Annotated in this window: 14 protein-coding genes; 8 read left to right on the top strand and 6 right to left on the bottom strand. The window is 68.9% G+C overall.

Features of this window, described 5'->3' with window-relative positions:
* Positions 1–102: 102 nt before the first annotated feature.
* Entirely contained in the window at positions 103–1,560 is a 1,458-nt protein-coding gene (dnaA, locus tag DEI89_RS04785) for a chromosomal replication initiator protein DnaA (RefSeq protein WP_110902902.1), read from the bottom strand.
* 519 nt (positions 1,561–2,079) lie between these two features.
* On the opposite strand from dnaA, the gene rpmH reads away from it, so the two are divergent.
* The 8 genes from rpmH to DEI89_RS04745 all read left to right on the top strand — a co-directional run bounded on the left by rpmH (position 2,080) and on the right by DEI89_RS04745 (position 7,177).
* On the top strand, positions 2,080–2,217 hold the full coding sequence (gene rpmH, locus DEI89_RS04780) for a 50S ribosomal protein L34 (protein ID WP_043595303.1): 138 nt from the start codon (positions 2,080–2,082) through the stop codon (positions 2,215–2,217).
* Between the two features lie 18 nt (positions 2,218–2,235).
* Positions 2,236–2,586: a ribonuclease P protein component gene (gene rnpA / locus DEI89_RS04775; RefSeq protein ID WP_110902901.1), complete on the top strand. Its 351-nt coding sequence runs from the start codon at positions 2,236–2,238 to the stop codon at positions 2,584–2,586.
* Complete coding sequence (gene yidD / locus DEI89_RS04770) at positions 2,583–2,948, top strand: membrane protein insertion efficiency factor YidD (RefSeq protein WP_110902900.1); 366 nt, start codon at positions 2,583–2,585, stop codon at positions 2,946–2,948. The genes rnpA and yidD overlap by 4 nt, the downstream gene beginning before the upstream one ends.
* Positions 2,949–2,956: 8 nt before the next feature.
* Positions 2,957–3,931 (top strand): membrane protein insertase YidC, encoded by a 975-nt coding sequence (yidC, locus tag DEI89_RS04765; RefSeq protein WP_110903005.1) that lies wholly within the window; start codon positions 2,957–2,959, stop codon positions 3,929–3,931.
* A gap of 92 nt (positions 3,932–4,023) precedes the next feature.
* Positions 4,024–4,500, top strand: a complete 477-nt coding sequence (locus DEI89_RS04760; protein ID WP_110903006.1) for a R3H domain-containing nucleic acid-binding protein — start codon at positions 4,024–4,026, stop codon at positions 4,498–4,500.
* A complete protein-coding gene (gene rsmG / locus DEI89_RS04755) occupies positions 4,497–5,159 on the top strand; it encodes a 16S rRNA (guanine(527)-N(7))-methyltransferase RsmG (RefSeq protein WP_110902899.1) in 663 nt (220 codons plus the stop codon). The genes DEI89_RS04760 and rsmG overlap by 4 nt, the downstream gene beginning before the upstream one ends.
* Positions 5,160–5,255: 96 nt before the next feature.
* Positions 5,256–6,188, top strand: coding sequence for a ParA family protein (locus tag DEI89_RS04750; RefSeq protein WP_110902898.1), 933 nt, complete (start codon positions 5,256–5,258; stop codon positions 6,186–6,188).
* A complete protein-coding gene (locus DEI89_RS04745; RefSeq protein WP_110902897.1) occupies positions 6,188–7,177 on the top strand; it encodes a ParB/RepB/Spo0J family partition protein in 990 nt (329 codons plus the stop codon). Before DEI89_RS04750 ends, DEI89_RS04745 begins: the two co-directional genes overlap by 1 nt.
* 1,266 nt (positions 7,178–8,443) lie before the next feature.
* On the opposite strand, the gene DEI89_RS04740 is transcribed toward DEI89_RS04745, so the two are convergent.
* The 5 genes from DEI89_RS04740 to DEI89_RS17930 all read right to left on the bottom strand — a co-directional run bounded on the left by DEI89_RS04740 (position 8,444) and on the right by DEI89_RS17930 (position 16,677).
* Positions 8,444–9,406, bottom strand: a complete 963-nt coding sequence (locus DEI89_RS04740; RefSeq protein WP_110902896.1) for a D-alanine--D-alanine ligase — start codon at positions 9,404–9,406, stop codon at positions 8,444–8,446.
* 46 nt (positions 9,407–9,452) lie between these two features.
* Positions 9,453–10,754 (bottom strand): PLP-dependent aminotransferase family protein, encoded by a 1,302-nt coding sequence (locus DEI89_RS04735; RefSeq protein ID WP_110902895.1) that lies wholly within the window; start codon positions 10,752–10,754, stop codon positions 9,453–9,455.
* A 220-nt stretch (positions 10,755–10,974) separates the two neighbouring features.
* On the bottom strand, positions 10,975–11,301 hold the full coding sequence (gene trxA / locus DEI89_RS04730; RefSeq protein WP_110902894.1) for a thioredoxin: 327 nt from the start codon (positions 11,299–11,301) through the stop codon (positions 10,975–10,977).
* 84 nt (positions 11,302–11,385) lie between these two features.
* Positions 11,386–12,381, bottom strand: a complete 996-nt coding sequence (gene trxB, locus DEI89_RS04725; protein ID WP_110902893.1) for a thioredoxin-disulfide reductase — start codon at positions 12,379–12,381, stop codon at positions 11,386–11,388.
* A gap of 78 nt (positions 12,382–12,459) precedes the next feature.
* Positions 12,460–16,677, bottom strand: a complete 4,218-nt coding sequence (locus DEI89_RS17930; RefSeq protein WP_220034514.1) for a DUF6049 family protein — start codon at positions 16,675–16,677, stop codon at positions 12,460–12,462.
* Positions 16,678–16,755 lie beyond the last annotated feature (78 nt).

Raw genomic sequence — 16,755 nt, 5'->3', positions numbered from 1 at the left:
TCCGCCGCATGGAACCGTCTCAGATGGTGGACGCACGCAGAAGGAGGCCGATCCCGGGTCTGGGACGGGCCTCCTGGACGGGGGGTGGCGCGGTGGTGCGCGTTACCGGTACCGGCGGTCCTGCTTGATCCGACTGGTCAGTTCGGTGACCTGGTTGTAGATCGAGCGGCGCTCCTTCATGAGCTCGGCGATCTTCTTGTTGGCGTACATGACGGTCGTGTGGTCACGGTTGCCGAACAGCTGGCCGATCTTCGGCAGCGACAGGCTCGTGAGCTCACGGCACAGGTACATCGCGATCTGGCGTGCCGTGGCGATCGCCTGCGACCGGGACGAGCCGTAGAGGTCGTCGACCGAGAGCTTGAAGTAGTCCGCGGTGTGGTTGATGATGTCCGTCGGCGCGATGACGTTGTCCTCGTCCAGGGTGATCAGGTCCTTCAGGACCGTCTGCACCAGCGCCATGTCGACGGCCGTCCGGTTGAGGCTCGCGAACGCGGTCACCCGGATCAGGGTGCCCTCGAGCTCACGGATGTTGCTCGACACCTTCGAGGCGATGAACTCCATGATGTCGTCCGGCACCTGCAGGTGGTCCGACTGCGCCTTCTTGCGGAGGATCGCGATGCGCGTCTCGAGGTCGGGCGCCTGCACGTCCGTGATCAGGCCCCACTCGAAGCGGCTGCGCATCCGGTCCTCGAACCCGGTCAGGTGCTTCGGCGCGACGTCCGACGTGATGACGACCTGCTTGTTGTGGTCGTGCAGCGTGTTGAAGGTGTGGAAGAAGGCCTCCTGCGTGGAGTCCTTGCCCTGCAGGAACTGGATGTCGTCGATCAACAGGATGTCGATGTCGCGGTAGCGCTGCTGGAACTGGTTCGAGCGGTTGTTGGCGATCGAGTTGATGAAGTCGTTCGTGAACTCCTCGCTCGACACGTAGCGGACGCGGATGCCCGGGTAGAGGCTCTCGGCGTAGTGCCCGATCGCGTGCAGCAGGTGGGTCTTGCCGAGACCCGAGTCGCCGTAGATGAACAGCGGGTTGTAGGCCTTCGCCGGCGCCTCGGCCACCGCGACCGCCGCGGCGTGGGCGAACCGGTTCGAGGCACCGATGACGAAGTTGTCGAAGTTGTACTTCGGGTTGAGCCGGGACTCCGGGCGGCCGCCGGTCCCGGGTGAGTCCACCGGGCTCGGGATGAACGGCGCCTCGATGTACTGGCGCGGTGCAGCGGTCTGCGGGACGTGTTCCTGCACCGGCTCGGCGTAGGAGGGCACCGCGACGGCGTCGACCCGCGGCTCGGAGGCCATGTCCGGGTTGACGGTGATCGCGAAGTTGGCGACCGAGTCGTCACCGATCCGCGAGACCGCCTCGGTGATGGGCACCCGGATGCGCTGCTCGAGCATGCCGCGGGTCAGGTCGTTCGGGACCTCGAGGTAGAGGGTCCCGGCGAGGACGCCCTTCGGTTCGACGAGGTTGAGGAACCCGTGCAGCTGCGGCGTGATCCGGTCGTCGTCGGAGAGGATCCCGAGGACCGACGACCAGAGGTCCTCGACGGGGTCGGCCGGCATCGTCATGGCGTGCTCGTCTCCTGGTCTCACTGCTCGGGTGCGTCGCTCTGCGGGCGTGGTCGGTCCGGGTCCGTCCCGTCCGGATCCGGTCTGTCCGGCACAAGGCCGGGCGTCGACCGGCGAGCGAGCCACGCCGGGCCGGCCCGCGCCTCCTGGACTGCCGGAGGCGATCGGCGCGGTCTTCTGGCGCCGTTTCCCCGTCGAGCTTCCCACAGGGTTGTCCACAGTCTGCTCCACGGCCGCACGGACCGAGGTCGAGGGGGTACTCCCCCGGACTACCGGGCTTCCGGCGGTGCGGTGACACAACTGTAAAGGACCGGGGCGCGTCGTACCCAACGGAAGTTGTCCCCAGTGTGGAGAATCCGGAGGACGCCATGCTGCGGGTGGCCACGGGCCCACGGGTATTTGACCTCGCAGCCCTCGTCACGTACCGTTGTCCAGTTGACTGCGGCCGTTCGGTCGCGCCTTCCGCGTCAACCAACGCATACGTGACGGCTCGCCGCGAGCAGCCGTGTGGAGATCATCATGAGCAAGCGCACCTTCCAGCCGAACAACCGCCGCCGCGCCAAGAAGCACGGCTTCCGCGCCCGCATGCGCACCCGTGCGGGCCGCGCCATCCTCGCCGCACGTCGCGGCAAGGGGCGCACCGAGCTCTCCGCCTGATCCGCGGGGGTCCTCGTCGTGTTGGCCCGAGCCAACCGCATCGTCCGAGGCGACGACTACCGGATGGTCGTGCGCCGTGGCCGCAGGAGCGCCACGGCGCACGCCGTCGTGTCGGTGGTCCGTCGCCTCGATGACGATCGAGGTCCCACCAGGTTCGGGTTCATCGTGGCGAAGACCGTCGGGAACGCCGTGACCCGCAACCTCGTGCGACGCCGTCTGAAGGCGATCGCGCACGGGGTCCTCCCGAGCGCACCGCTCGGGTACGACGTGGTGGTGCGTGCACTGCCAGCCGCCGCGCAGGCCCCATGGCCTACCCTGCTCGAAGACATCACGCGCTCCTTCGCGCGCGGTGTGGAGAAGGCAGCATGAACCGGTTCCTCTGGGTCCTCGCGTTGCTCCCACGCAACGCGTGCGTCGTGGTGCTCCGGGCCTACCGAGCGGTGATCTCACCGCTCTACGGCAACGTCTGTCGGTACCACCCCTCGTGCTCGCGGTACGCGCTCGAGGCGATCCAGCAGTACGGCGTGGTCCGCGGATCGGCGATGGGCGCTTGGCGCATCGCCCGGTGCAACCCGTGGGCAGCCGGCGGGATCGACGACGTCAGGGAACGTCGCCGCCCCTTCACCGTCAGTCGGTTCGGGTTCGTCCTCGCGCCGATCCCGCAGCAACAGCAGACCTCGGCCGGCACGGTCCGTCCGGTGCTGCTCCCCCAGCGCACTCGAAAGGCGTGACCGTCCCCATGGACCTCATCGGTACGATCCTCTGGCCACTCAAATGGGTGGTGTCCGCGATCCTGGTCGGTTTCCACTGGGTCTTCGAGAACCTCGGGATGGACCCCTCCGCGGGCATCACGTGGGTGCTGTCGATCATCTTCCTGACCTTCGTGGTGCGCGGCGCGCTGATCCCCATCTTCGTTCGACAGATCAAGTCGCAGCGACGGATGCTGGAGGTCGCCCCGCAGCTGAAGAAGATCCAGGACAAGTACAAGGGCAAGAAGGACCAGTTCTCGCGTGAGGCCATGTCCCGCGAGACGATGGCGCTGTACAAGGAGACCGGGACGAACCCGCTGAGCTCCTGCCTGCCGCTCCTGATCCAGATGCCGATCTTCTTCTCGCTGTACTCCGTGCTGCACGAAGCCCAGATCAACAAGACGGGCATCGGCCTGCTCTCGAGCGAGCTCGCGAAGTCGTTCGGCAACGCCTCGCTCTTCGGCGCACCCCTGCACGAGACGTTCACGAACGCCTCGGGTTGGGAAGTCCGGGTGATCGCGGGCTTCATGATCGTCGTGATGACGGCCTCGCAGTTCATCACGCAGCTGCAGCTCGTCGCCAAGAACATGTCGCCGGAGACCAAGGAGTCTCCGATGTACCGCCAGCAGAAGATGATGCTGTACGTGCTCCCGCTGGTCTTCGTGATCTCGGGTCTGTCGTTCCCCCTCGGTGTCATGTTCTACTGGCTGGCCTCGAACATCTGGACGATGGCGCAGCAGTACTTCGTCATCCGCAGCATGCCGACGCCCGGTTCCGAGGCCGCGCTCGCTCGTGAGGCCCGTCTCGCGAAGAAGGCCCAGCGCAGTGGTTCCTCCGCGGCCGCCGGTGTCCTCACCGAAGCCGGTGCCGGGGCGTCCCTGGCCGAGGTCGAAGCCCGCGTGAACAACCAGCGCCAGCAGCCGGTCGGCAAGTCGCGCGCCAAGAAGAACGGGAAGACCAAGTGAGCGAGCAGGACACTGCTGCGGTCGTCGACACCACGGATGACGACCAGCACCTCGACCCCACCGACGCGACGGTCGACGCGGACCTCGACGACGTGGACAGCGATGAGGTGGAGAGCGACGACGAGCCCCGCGACGAAGCGGACATCGCTGCCGACTACATCGAAGAGCTGCTCGACATCTGCGACCTCGACGGCGACATCGAGATCGAGGAGCGTGGCGGTCGCGTCTACCTGTCCGTCACGGACGACGGGGCGGCCTTGCGTGTCCTCGCCAAGCCGGACACGGTCACGGCACTGCAGGAGCTCACCCGGATCGCCGTGCAGGCCGAGACGGGCGAGTTCAGCCGCCTGATCCTGGACATCGGTGGATCGCGGGACGCCCGTGCCACGGAGCTGCAGCGTCTGGTGGACACCGCTGTCGAGCGCATCGAGGCCGGTTCGACCACCGCGGCGCTCCCCCCGATGTCGTCCTACGAGCGCAAGCTGGTCCACGACCTGGTCGCCGAGAAGGGCTTCCACTCGGAGTCCGAGGGCGAGGGCCGGGACCGCCACACGGTCATCACGCGATGACGGATGTCGACGTCACGGCCGGTTCGGAGCCTCCTGTCCTGGAGGTCGAGCCGGCCGTTGCCGCGAGCCTCTTCGGGGAACAGATCGACGGCGCACGGTCGTTCGCGAACGAGCTCGCCCGCCGTGGTGAAGAGCTGGGCTTGATCGGTCCCCTCGAACTCCCCCGACTCTGGACTCGACACATCCTCAACTCTGCCCTGGTGGCCCCGCTCCTCCATGAGGGTGCATCCGTCGGCGACGTCGGATCGGGCGCCGGTCTGCCCGGGCTCGTGCTGGCCATCGCTCGTCCGGACGTGTCGATGACGCTCATCGAGCCGATGGAGCGGCGGACGGACTGGCTCCGTGGTGAAGCGGACCGCCTGGGACTCGAGAACGTCACGGTGGTCCGGGCGCGCGCCGAAGACGTTGCCGATGAACTCGTGCTCGACCAGGTCACTGCGCGCGCTGTGAGTGCGCTCTCGAAGCTCATCCCGTTGACGGTCCCGCTCGTCCGGATCGGCGGGCAACTCATCCTCATGAAGGGCGCGCGCGTCGATGACGAGGTCACGGCCGCTCGCAAGGTGATCTTGCGCAGCCGACTTGAAGACGTCGAGGTCCTGGAGCTCGGGGTGGGTGTGGTCGACGAGACCACGCGTGTCTTCCGGGCTACAGTTGACTGACGCCACCGGTCCGGTCTGACTGGGCTCAGCTGCTGCACGGGTCCGCCGCTGCGCGGGCTGAAGCGTCGAGGGGCGACCGCACCGCAACGCGCCCCGATGTTCCACGTGAAACACAGACCGGGGAAGAGGCACTCGTTGAGTTCGTCCACTGACTACGACGCGTCGACGCCCCTCGCGCGCGAGATCGCTGATCTCAACCGGCGCCGACGCGCCATCGCGACCCAGCAGTTCCCGCTGCCGGAGAAGACGCGAGTCTTCACCGTGTCGAACCAAAAGGGTGGCGTCGGCAAGACGACCACCACCGTGAACCTCGCGGCGGCGTTGGCGCACGGCGGAGCCCGCGTCCTCGTGATCGACCTCGACCCGCAGGGCAATGCGTCGACTGCGCTCGGGATCGACCACCAGGCGGAGGTTGCGAGCATCTACGACGTCATCGTGGACGAGGCTCCGATGGCGGACACGGTCCAGCGCTCCCCCGAATCGGAGACGCTGTGGTGCGTGCCGGCAACGATCCACCTGGCGGGTGCCGAGATCGAACTCGTCTCGCTCGTCGCCCGCGAGCAGCGGTTGCGGACCGCGCTCGACGAGTACCTGGCGTCGGTCGACGAGCCGTTCCATTACGTCTTCATCGACTGCCCGCCGTCGCTCGGCCTGCTGACGATCAACGCCTTCGTCGCGGCCAAAGAAGTGCTCATCCCGATCCAGTGCGAGTACTACGCGCTCGAGGGTCTGAGCCAGCTGCTGCGGAACATCGAACTGATCGAACGCCACCTGAACCCGCACCTCGCCGTGACGACCATCCTGCTGACCATGTACGACGGTCGGACCAACCTGGCGAACCAGGTCGCCAACGAGGTTCGGACCCACTTCGGTGACCAGGTGTTGCAGGCCATGATCCCCCGCTCAGTCCGCGTCAGCGAGGCGCCGAGCTACGGGCAGAGCGTGGTCTCGTACGACGTCAACTCCACCGGCTCGCTCTCCTACCTGGAGGCCGCAGCCGAGATCGCAGAACGAGGAGCAAAGGCCTGATGGCACCCAAGCGGACCGGACTCGGGCGCGGCATCGGCGCGCTCATCCCCACGACGAACGAGCAGCAGGAGCGGCCCGTCGACGTGTTCTTCCCGTCCGGCGGTACTTCGGCGGCGGACACGACCAACGGTGGTTCCGGCGCGGGTACCGCGGAGGAGCTCCTCGCTGTCCCAGGGGCCCGCCTGGCAAACCTCAACCCGCTCGACATCGTGCCGAACGCCCAGCAGCCGCGGAAGGAGTTCCGCGAGGAAGAGCTCCAAGAGCTCGTGCACTCCATCCGCGAGATCGGGTTGCTGCAGCCGATCGTCGTGCGACCCATCCCGGGTGCTACCGGAACCGCGCCGCAGTACGAGCTCATCATGGGTGAGCGCCGTCTCCGCGCAACGAAGGAGCTCGGCCTCGCGACGATCCCGGCCATCGTCAAGGAGACCCCTGACGACGCCATGCTCCGGGACGCACTGCTCGAGAACCTCCACCGGGCACAGTTGAACCCGCTCGAGGAGGCATCGGCCTACCAGCAGCTCTTGGCGGACTTCGGAATCACCCAGGAGCAGCTCGGACAGCGGATCGGCCGCTCCCGTCCGCAGATCACGAACACGATCCGTCTGCTCCGCCTGCCCTCCCCCGTGCAGCGCCGTGTGGCCGCGGGTGTTCTGTCAGCCGGGCACGCCCGAGCCATCCTGGCGGCGCCCGACGCCGAGGCGATGGAGTACCTGGCCGAGAAGATCGTCAATGAGGACCTGTCGGTGCGGGCTGCCGAGGCGATCGCCCAGCAGCTCTCCACGAAGGCACCGGGGAAGTCCCCCGCACAGCCGTCGAAGCGGCAGGTGCACTTCAACGACATGGCGGAGCGTCTCGGTGACCGGCTCAACACGCGCGTGACGATCGCCGTGGGCGCCCGCAAGGGCTCGGTGACGATCGACTTCGCGAACCCGGACGATCTGGCTCGGATCCTCAAGGAGCTCGGAGTACAGGACCTGGCCGGTTGAGGGCACAGCCACTGCGGTGAGCGGCTGTGTGCCCGTCTGCGGCGTCGGGAGTGCTTGCGTGCGGTCGGGCACGCTCTGGGCCACGAACGGTGCTCTGCGGGCCCTGTGCCGCGTTGAGGACGCGACCACGTGCTCCGCGTCGTGCCGGTCGTAGGGTGTGGCGCATTGCTGCACGCGGAGCGTCGTAAAGGCGGTCGAGCGGGAGCCCTCGGCTATCCGTCGTTGAGCACTGCCCCCTGCAGGGTGGGCGGCTACCTGGAGGTGACCCCTCGCCGGAGCGGGATCGCACAGCACGGCGCCGACGCTGCCCTTGCGTGCCCCAGATGATGTTCCACGTGGAACATCTCCGCCCAGGACCAGGCCGACTGAACCGCCGCGGCCCGCTCGCCACGAGCGCCACCTCGTGCTCGATCACCGAACGACGCCGTTATGGGCGTCTCATGACCGGGGCGGCCCATCGGTCAGGACTGAAGCGTCGTACTTGGACCAACCCACGCTGGAGTGGGTGCGACGGCGAATGTTCCACGTGGAACGCCTTACGGGCATAGACCCTGGCTCGCCAGCCCGACGCCCCGCGATCCGGCCGCTCGTACGACGGCGCGCCCCGAGTGCTTGAGAGTCTGCAGGCTGAGCAGTGGCGTCCAGCCCGCGCCGGTGGTTCCGGACTACAGGTGCGGCTGTCCCGGCTTGCAGCCACGGTTGTGGAACCGTGGAGCGAATCGAACTGCTTCCGACTGACGTTGACGCCGCTCTTGATCGGGCCCCAGTGCTCGGGTGTGAGGCTCGAGCCGCGGGGCCGCTCTGCGGGGTCGTCGTCGGGATGGTGTAGGTGCGAAGTCGGGTCGACGGCGCCACCGGTGAGACGCCCTCGTCACGCGCTCCCTTGCGCCGCCCTGACGAGCCCGGCAGTGTCAGCGGACATTCCTCCGGACATGGAGGTCGTCACGATCCTGTACGAACGGCTCGAGCGAAGTGAATCTCTTGCCGCGGGCTGGCGCCCTGTCCGTGCCATCAGCGATGGCGGAGAGCAGCGCCCGAGTACCCGGGGGCGCTGATGCTGGCTGCTGGAACTCCGATCGATGTTCCACGTGGAACATCGGAGCGTCGTCGTCGCCACTTCCCCAGCGCCGGAATGAAACCCCAAGAGGCGACGGTCCGACTCAGTCCCAGGACGGAGCTCCGACCACACCGCTACCCGGGCGGGCCGCGATGCCGAAGTTCAGCGGGAGTCCCGGGTGCCGAATGCTGGCCCGGCGGGTCGACGCGTCAGGCCGAGTGGTCCCGGATGGCCTGCTCCGCCAACTCGGCGTAGGTCCACCCGAGGTCGAACCCTGACGCGGACAATGCCTGCGGCACGAGCGACGTCTCGGTCAGCCCGGGCAGCACGTTGGCCTCGAGGAACCACGGTGTGCCGGCGCCGTCAATGATGAGGTCGACGCGGGACACGTGGCGCAGCCCGAGTGCTCGGTGTGCCAGGACGGCGGCAGCGGAAGCAGCTTGCGACTGCTCCTCACTGAGTCGCGCGGGCGTGAAGAAGGTCGTCTCCCCCGCGTTGTACCGGGCCTCGTACCCGTAGAACCCGTTACGGGGCACGATCTCGACGGGCGAGAGCGCAGTCGGACCGTCACCGGTGTCGATGATGCCGACGGCGATCTCGGTCCCCCGGATGAGTTGTTCGACGACGGCGTCCTCGCAGTACGTGTACGCAGCGACCATGGCACGCGGCAGGTCGTCGGCGTTCTCGACCAGGGTGACGCCCTGGGCGCTGCCGCCGCGTGCGGGCTTCACCGCGAGCGGGACGGGGTGCTCGGCGGCGATGGCCTGGAGGACGCCCACGGCACCGAGTTCCCGGAAGACGTCGTGCGACAGGGTGACCGAGCGCGGCGTCCGGACTCCTGCCCGGGACACGAGTGCCGACGCGGTGGGCTTGTCCCAGGCCAGGCGAGCGGACGTCGAGCGTGAGCCGACGTACGGGATGTCGAGGGCCTCCAGGATGCCGCGGAGCGCGCCGTCTTCGCCGGACGCGCCGTGGAGCGCGGGCCAGACGACGTCCGGCCGGTCCGCGGCCAGCGCGGGCAACAGCGAGGCGTCCGCGTCCCGCAGGTCGACTTGCCACCCGTAGCCGGTCAACGAGTCCGCGACCCGCCGACCGGACCGCAGGGAGATGTCCCGCTCGTGGGAGATTCCTCCGGCGACGACGACGACGTGACGGCTGGCGAACTCGGCCATGGGGCGATCCTCTGCGGATGTCGTTGATCGGTACGGAAAGCCCTGGTCAGGGCATGTTCGGCTGCGGGGAGCTGACAGTCGAGGTGCTCACCGAGGCGCTCGAGCGACTGGCGGAACCGAAGGTCTCGACCAGTTCGAGCTCGTCGTTGACGACGGACGCCAACCGCTTCACCCCGACCCGGATCTGTTCCGGCGTCGGGTAGCAGAACGAGAGCCGGATGTTGCCGGCTCCGCGCCCGTCGGCGAAGAAGGCGGTGCCCGGCGTGTAGGCGACGAGCTCCTTCACTGCCCGGGGCAACATGCCCTTCGAGTCGAGGGACTCCGGCAGCGTGAGCCAGACGAAGAAGCCACCGTTCGGCACGGTCCAGCTGAGGTCGGGCAGGAACTCCCCCAGCGCGGAGAGCATGGCGTCACGGCGCTCGGCGTAGATCCCGCGGAAGGTGTCGACCTGACCCTTCCAGTCGGCGGCGTCGAGGTAGGCGTTCACGACGTACTGGCCGAACGAGTTCGGCGCGAGGACGGCGGACTCGTTCGCGAGCACGAGCTTCTCGCGGATGGCGTGCGGTGCGAGGGCCCAGCCGACGCGGAACCCGGGAGCGAGCGTCTTCGAGAACGAGCCGAGGTAGACCACGCCCTCGTCGTCGATCGAGCGGATCGCCTGGGGTGCCGGCTCGTCGAACCAGAGCAGCCCGTACGGGTTGTCCTCGAGCACCAGGATGTTGTTCGACCGGCAGATGTCGAGCACCTCGATGCGGCGCTCCCGACTCATCGTGACACCGGCTGGGTTGTGGAAGTTCGGGATCGTGTACAGGAACTTCATCCGCTTGCCAGCGGCCCGGAGACGGGCGATCGTCTCGCGCAGGGCCTCCGGGACCAGTCCGAGCTCGTCCGTCGCCACGTGGACCGTCTCGGCCTGGTACGACCGGAACACACCGATGGCCCCGACGTACGAGGGGGACTCGGCCAGGACGACGTCGCCCGGATCGATGAAGAGCCGCGTGACGAGGTCCAGGGCGTGCTGGGACCCCGTGGTGACCACGACGTCCTCCGCGCTGGCACGGATGCCCTCGAGCGACATGACGTTGACGATGTGCTCGCGGAGCGACCGCAGGCCCTGTCCGCCGCCGTACTGCAGCGCCATCGCGGAGTCCTCGGCCATCACGCGGTCGAGCGAGCCGGTGACCAGCTCACGGGGCAGCGCGGAGACGAAGGGCATGCCGCCGGCGAGCGAGACCACCTCGGGCCTCGACGCGACGGCGAACAGAGCTCGGACCTCGGAGGCGCTCAGCCCGGCGGTGCGCTGGGCGTAGGAGTCGTACCAGGGATCGAGACTGTTGCCGTTCGTCATCGAGTTTCCTCCACTCGGTCGTTCTCGCCACAGTACGACATGCAGCCGGGCATCCGTCGTCCCACGACACAGGCCGATCGGCGATCCGTGGCCTGGCTCCGGTCGGGAGGCCCCCTCAGCGTCCGCCGGTCAGCAGACGCTGGACGGGCCTCCGGACAGGCGAACGCCCCGCCCTCCGATGGAATGGAGGACGGGGCGTCCGGGTCTGTGGGTGCGGGTCCTACGCGAGGAAGTCCGCGAGGTCGGCCTCGAGGGCCGGCTTCGGCTTGGCGCCGATGACGGTCTTGACGACCTCGCCACCCTTGAACACCTTCATCGCCGGGATCGAGGTGATCTGGTAGTTCATGGCCGACTGGGGGTTGTCGTCGACGTTGAGCTTGACGATCTCGATCTTGTCGGCGTGCTCCGCGGCGATCTGGTCGAGGATCGGCGAGACCGCGCGACACGGGCCGCACCATTCGGCCCAGAAGTCGACGAGGATCGTCTTGTCGGACTTGAGGACTTCGGCCTCGAACGTGGCGTCGGTCACTGCCTTTGCGCTGGACATGTTTGCTCCTTCGACGGGAAGTCGGTTCGGTGTGGTGAACGGGGACGCGGCGGCGCGCATTCCCGTGGCGTGCAGGGCCGCAGGTCAGACGCGGGCGGTGACGTCGATGGTCGCCTCGGTCGGGGTGACGCCCTCGGCCTGGTCGGTGAGTTCGCGGTCGAGGTCGGCGAGGTACTTCTCGGCGTCGAGGGCTGCGACCGCACCCGAGCCCGCGGCGGTGATCGCCTGGCGGTAGGTCGGGTCGAGCACGTCACCGGCGATGAAGACACCGGGGACGCCGACGGCGCGGGACGAGCGGCCCTCGACAGCGAGCGTGCCCTCGGGGGCGATCTCGAGCTGACCGTGCACCAGGTGCGTGCGCGGGTCGTTGCCGATCGCGATGAACAGACCGTCCAGGGCGAGCGAGGACTCGTCCCCGGTCACGGTGTCCTTGAGCGTGACGCCTTCGACAGCGGAGCCACCCGTGATGCCGGTGACCTCCTTGTTCCACGCGAACTCGATCTTCGGGTCGTTCATCGCACGGTCCTGCATGATCTTCGACGCGCGCAGGGAGTCCCCGCGGTGGATGACCGTCACCTTGTCGGCGAAGCGGGTGAGGAAGGTGGCCTCTTCCATCGCGGAGTCGCCACCGCCGACGACGGCGATGTTCTTCTGGCGGAAGAAGAAGCCGTCGCACGTGGCGCACCAGGAGACGCCGTGGCCGGAGAGGCGCTCCTCGTCGGCGAGACCCAGGTGGCGGTAGGCGGAACCGGTCGCGTAGATGACCGTGAGGGCCTCGTACGTCTCGCCGGAGCCGACCGTGATCTTCTTGACCTGGCCGGTGAGGTCGACCGAGACGGCGTCGTCGTACAGGACCTCGGCGCCGAACTTCTCGGCCTGTTCCTGCATCTTGATCATGAGGTCGGGGCCCTGGACGCCCTCGGGGAAGCCCGGGAAGTTCTCGACCTCGGTCGTCTTGGTGAGTTCACCGCCGGTCTCGACGCTGGAGGCGACGATGAGCGGCTTCAGTTCAGCGCGCGCGGCGTAGATGCCGGCCGTGAACCCGGCAGGACCGGAACCGATGATGATGAGCTCGCGCATGCGTGATTGCCCTTCCGTTGCTTGCTGACCGGGTCAACCCATGGTAGCTGCGCACCATTCCCGGGACTGGCTCCCCTGTCAGCGTCCGAGCCGGGCACGCACCAGTTCGACGGCGCTGCGGACCTCGGCGTTCTTGACGACGACCAGCACCGCGAAGTAGACGGCCACCATCACGGCGCCGGCGAGCACCACGGTGATGAACGCGCTCGTGAAGTCGGACATGGCGAACCCGGTGCGGGAGTACCCACCGAAGAACGTCGTGACGAGGAACCCGACCACGCCGGCGACGACTGCGGCCGTGACGAACTGCAGGTGCGAACGCGTGACGATGCGACCCTCGATGCCGTCGAGTCGACGGCGGACCACGACGAGGGCCACGATCGTCTGGGCCGAGCCGGCGATCGTCGTGCACGCGGCGAGCGAGAGCCCGATGATGTTCCCCGGCAGCAGGGTGACCGCGAGCGCGCCGATCACGAACAGGACCGACTGCACGAGCTGCATGAAGAACGGCGTCCGGTGGTCGTGCATCGCCCAGAACACCCGCTGGATGATGAAGAGCATGCTGAACAGCACCAGTCCGGGCATGTAGGCGAGCAGGACGGCGCTGATCGAGAACGCACCGTCGAAGTCCGCGGCGAACATCCGGCCGAACGGTGCGGCGACCACCATCAGCGCCACCGACGAGAACACCGTGAACAGCCCGACGATCCGCAGCGACAGCGACAGGTTGCGCCGGACGGCTGCCAGGTCGCCGCGTTCGGCGTCGTGGCTCATCCGGGTGAAGTACGCGGTGGCGATCGACACGGCGATGATCGAGTGCGGCAGCATGAACAGCAGCCAGGCGTTCTGCAGGACCGCGTTGCCGGCGTTGCCCGAGCCGAGCGAGGCCACGCGGGACTGCACGATGCCGGCGAGCTGCGTGACGAGGATCATCGCGAAGAGCCAGCCGGCGGCGGTCCCGGTCGCCTTGAGCCCGACGCCGCGCCACCGGAAGTCGGGGCGGAAGGTCAGGCCCGCGCGCTTCCAGAAGAACGGCAGGAACGCGGCCTGTGCCAGCACGCCGAGCGAGGCGCTGCCGGCGAGCACCGCGATCTTCAGCGGCGTCCAGTCGTCGGTGCCGGAGTTGACCGCGCGGTTCCCGAACATCGCGATGAAGACGACGAGGCCGGAGATCGCGATGACGTTGTTGATGAGCGGCGCCCAGGTGAACGGCCCGAACACCTGCTTGGCGTTGAGGACCTCACCGAGCAGCGAGTAGATCGCGTAGAAGAGGATCTGCGGCAGGCACCAGAAGGCGAACGCCACGGCCAGGTCGGTGGTCGCCGGCGAGAAGCCCTTGCCGTCCTGAGTCTGCGCCGAGTAGAGACGGACCAGGAGCGGCGCGAGCAGGGTCGCGATGATCGTGATGACGACGAAGGCCGAGCCACCGAGGGTCACGATCTTGTTGACGTAGGCCCGCCCGCCGTCGCTGTTCTGCGACATCGAGCGCACGATCTGCGGGATGAGCACGGCCGACAGCAGTCCGCCGGCGATGAGCGCGTAGATGTTGTTCGGCAGCTGGTTCGAGACCGCGAACGCGTCGGCGGACCGGGAGTTCGCCTGGCCGATGGCGTAGGCGAGCACGAAGGTCTTCGCGAACCCGAGCAGGCGGGAGATCATCGTCCCCGCCGCCAGCATCGCGCTGGCCCGGCCGAGCCCGCGGCCCTCGCCCTGTTCGGCGTCGACCTCGGCGCTGGGCTGGGTGGTGCTGATGGTCGGCTCCTCGGGGTGCGGGCGGTCGCCCTGGTCGTGTCGGTCGCCCTGGTCGTCTCGGTCGGACGGGAGGCTCGACTCCATCCCGGCCCGCGCGATCGCGTCCTCGAGACGGTCGCCGTCGCCAGCGACGGTGTCGGTGCCGGAGCTGGCCACGGCGATGGCGGTGGCGGCCCCGGGGACGGTGGTGGGGCCTCCAGGCCGGACCGTCTCGGCGGGCAGCGGACGCTCGCCCGGGCCGGGGGGCTGGATCTCGAGGGGACGGTTGGGGTCGTCGTCCTCGGGTTCCGGCTCGCCGTTGCGGCGACGGAGGCGGCGGCGGACGTTGCGGAGGATCCCGAGGCCGAAGACCGCCACGACGGCGATCGCGGCGAGGGCCGTGATCACGGTCTCCCACTGCGCCTGCACGTTGATCTCGACCGTGGCGGGGGTGGCGATGCGGGCACCGCTCGCGCTCGTCAGCGCCATCGACAGCGCGACCTTGCCGTTCGCTACCGACTGCACCGGGAAGGTGGTGCGGGTCGAGGAGCGGGGCTGGATCGTGACCTCGACGGCGTTCCGCTCGATGCGCAGGAACGAGTTCGACGGCGTGACGGTCAGGAACACCGTGACCGGCCAGTCGGAACGGTTCCGGACCGAGATCGGCAGCGAGGACCGGTCACCGAGCAGCGTGATGTCACTCGAGTTGACGATCCCGACGCTGCCGATGGTCTCCCGGTGGTCCGCGTCGATGCCGTCCACGACGGTCGTCAGTCCGTCGGTGTCCGCACGCCAGGCGTTCGACGCGGCGGCGAGGGTCCGCAGGCGGGCCGGAGCCGTGACCTGGACCGGGTCGGTGACCGCGCTGGCGAAGTCGACGAGCGCCTGCTCGGACCGCACCAGGCGCCGGAGGACGGTGAGCCGGTCGGCACCGTCGTCACTGCTCTGCAGGGTGAGCGAGCCCGGCTTCGCGTCGACGACCGTGGAGAAGTCCGTCGGCGAGATCCAGGCGGTGTCCTCGAGGGCGTCCAGGGCCTGCTCCAGGCGCGCGGAGTCGGTCGGCCAGGACCGGCCGAGGGTCAGCAGGACCGGACCCGTGGCGCTGCCCTGGACGGCGACGGTGGCGAGGGTGGCGCGGAGCGTCGCCATGGCGCGGTCGGTGGCCCGTGCGGAGCGGGCGTCGGCGGCCTGGCGCAGCAGGTCGGACATGCCCTGGTCGGACACGAGGGCCTTGGTCGAGCCGACCTGCTCGGCGGCGGCGACCGTGGTGTCCCGGCCGGCGGAGGTGTTCCCGCTGGAGATGATCGTCGAGGTGGAGCCGGCGGTGCGCAGGGCGGGGAGGTCGTCGGCGGCGACGGTGCCCTCGACGGGCCAGGCGACGGTGTCGACGGTCCAGGGGAAGGACACCAGCGAGGCCGAGGTGGGGATGGTGGCGGGGTCGGTCTCGTCGGCGCCGTTGCCGTTGCCGTTGCCGTCGGCGTTACCGTCTGCCGCGTCCGCGGTGGCGGTGTCGGTCGGTCCGGTGGCGGTGTCGTCGGGGGTCTGCGTGGTGGTGCCGCTGTCCTGGTCGGCCGGGTCCTGCGCGGGGTCCGTGGCCGGGTCCGCCGGGGTCGCGGTGGCGGTCGGGCTCGGGGTCGCCCCCGGGAACCGGTCGGCGTCCACGGCGGCGGCGATGGCCTGGTCGAAGGAGATCGGCGCGGCGATGCCCGACAGCCCGGCCTGGCGCAGCCCCGTCACGTCCGCGTCGGCGTAGGACAGCGGGAACTTCTCGTTCCGGAGGCCCTCGAGCCGCTCGAGCCACGCCGTCGCGGAACTCGGGGCGTCGTCGCCGAGGATGCGGATCGACGCGATGATGCGGGGGTCGACGGCGAGGGCGACGCTGTGGCCGGCCGCCGCGTCGAGCTGCTGGGTGAGGGTGCCGTCGAGCGCGGTGTCGGCGGCCAGGGTGTTCGCGCTGAGCAGGCCGTCCTCGGTCGCCGGGACGGTGACGGGCATCGCGACCGCGACGTCGACCGGTGCGGCGTCGGGCCCGGGGTTCCAGGTGAAGGCGGAGCGCCCGACCGCGAGGGTCGATCCGGCGACGTACGAGGCCGCGATGCGTCGGGCGCCGAAGGGGTTGAGCGTGCCCAGACGGACGTCGGCGAACGGCACCGAGATCGAGTCGACCGTGACTGATCGATGTGCCGGGACCTCCGGGATCGTCACCCGGTCCATGGGCTCGCCGGGGTAACCGTCTGACGAGGTGTCGTTGAGCCAGTCGGTGAGGATGTCGCGCGTCCCCACCACCGGCCGGATGATGTCCAGGTCCGCACGGCCCGCGGGCAGAGCGGTGTCGGTGTCGTTCGTCACCGTGACGGAGAGCGAGAGGTCGTCGCCGAGGTCGAGCACCCCGCGTCCGGAGGGGGTCACCTGGACCGACGTGGTGCCCGCCTGGGCCGTCGTCGGCGTCGCCGGCTTCGAGGTGGTGGCGGCGTCGGCGACGTCCACCGCTGCGGGCGCGATGACCAGACCGGTGGCGACCAGGGCGGACGCGGCGGCGGCGAGCACGGTACGGAGAATCTGCATGTGGGAGGGTCCTGGTCTTCAGCGGGCCACGACGAGTGTATGAGGCGCGACCATGACAGCAGGCGAGCGCGCAGGTGC

It is taken from the genome of Curtobacterium sp. MCBD17_030 (assembly GCF_003224255.1).
In the GTDB taxonomy this organism is placed as follows: domain Bacteria; phylum Actinomycetota; class Actinomycetes; order Actinomycetales; family Microbacteriaceae; genus Curtobacterium.
This window is presented reverse-complemented; position numbering and strand designations above follow the sequence as displayed.